Below are 1651 nucleotides of genomic sequence, written 5' to 3' on the forward strand. Positions count from 1 at the left end.
CTCTTTAAAGTTATTTTTTATTAAGTTAATGATTTCCTGTAATGCTGCTTTTCCATATCCTTTTCCTTGCTCTTTTTCATCAATGATAAATCCGTTAATCCAATACATATCTGTTGACTCTCGTACAAAAGCATGCATAATAAAACCAACTATAAGGTCACCATTATATATAGCGAATGGAATATATTCGACATTTTCACCATCTGGTTTTATGTATACTTTAGCAAGTGATACTGCCACTGCCGGAACAAAGTGTATTTGGTTTTCTTTAACTTGTAACTTTAATGCGTCTTCCCAATTTTCTCTCGTAACAATTTTTAATTGGACGTTCACTATTTTAAGCTCCTTTAAAAAGAGAATTTATCTTTTATATTCAACGGAGTGAAATGATTCCCTTTTTCGACATCAACTTATAACATGATTTTCATAAAATCCTGAATAAATTTTTCCTCATCTAATTGTAACGCTATACGCGCCCCTTCAGATTTAGAGTGTGGGCGAAAATCAGCAAAAGTTTGTCCCTTCGTTTCGCCACATATATCCACAGTCACTTTTCGGGATGTATAATTTAAAAATGTAGGATTCACTAAACCGCTTATAGCAAGTACATCGTGTAATAATGGCCCTTCAATAGATGGATTGAGTTTTTGGTATGCTGATAAATAATAATCGTACATGGGTTTCATAATCGGCTTAAATGGATTTTGTGTATTAACTAAAATATAAGTAAATACACTTGGGGTTAAAACCGTTTTATTTGTTACATTTAAAGGGAATAACGTTATATTTTTCGCTTGCTGAAATACAATTTGACTTGCTATAGGATCTCCGTACACGTTTGCCTCTGCTAATGGAGTAACATTCCCTGCTTCTAAAAAGACACCACCCATAAAATAAATTCCTTTTATATTTAACATCAAGTCGGTCCATAAATTAAAAGCAATCGCTAACGAGGTAGATCTTCCTACATCGACAATTGTTAAATCTTCTCCATACTTTACAAGAATTGCAGCAATACTACCAAAATTGTATATAGGAATAGATAACACACTTTCCGGTACATGGATGGGCCCTAATCCTTCTGGTCCATGGATTTCAGGGTAATACGTTGTAATTTCATTTGTAAGTGGGCCTGTTGCACCGCTAATTACAGGAATATCTTGTCTGTTTGCTAACTGTAAAATATATGCGGCATTATGAGCGGCATGTATATGTTCAACATTTCCATATCCAGTTACGATACCAACAATTTCAATTTCAGGATGCAGTAAGCCATACATAATTGCAAACGAATCATCAATACCTGGGTCTCCAAAAAATAAAACCTTCTCCAAGAAATGCACTCCTTTCATAGGTAAGATAATTATGTATATGTGGAAAAAAATTAAATCTATACAGTTCTAAGCAAATATTAATGGTGAGTAATGTATTGATAAAAAAGAACTAGCATATGCTAGTTCTTTTGCAGATAAATAATCTACCAGTTTAATTAAATCTCGTACAAATATTGGACTAGCTGATTTTAATATAGATTTTTTTCACTATATTTATAGAATGGAAAGCCTGTTATTAATCCGAAATTTTGCATTTAAATTGCAAATACTCGCAGGGATGTCTTACCATACTTTTTCACTCTCAATTTGCTTATAAT

Annotated in this window: 2 protein-coding genes; both read right to left on the reverse strand. The window is 32.7% G+C overall.

The genetic code is table 11. From position 1 onward, the window contains the following. A partial coding sequence (locus AB3X49_RS23025; protein WP_367964971.1) for a GNAT family N-acetyltransferase occupies positions 1 to 333 on the reverse strand: 333 nt, incomplete at its 3' end. 77 nt (positions 334 to 410) lie between these two features. Next, positions 411 to 1334, reverse strand: coding sequence for a nucleoside hydrolase (locus AB3X49_RS23030; protein ID WP_367964973.1), 924 nt, complete (start codon positions 1332 to 1334; stop codon positions 411 to 413). Between the last annotated feature and the right edge of the window lie 317 nt (positions 1335 to 1651).

Origin of the sequence: Bacillus sp. C30, assembly GCF_040838255.1 — a bacterium.
Lineage (GTDB): Bacteria > Bacillota > Bacilli > Bacillales > Bacillaceae_G > Bacillus_A > Bacillus_A mycoides.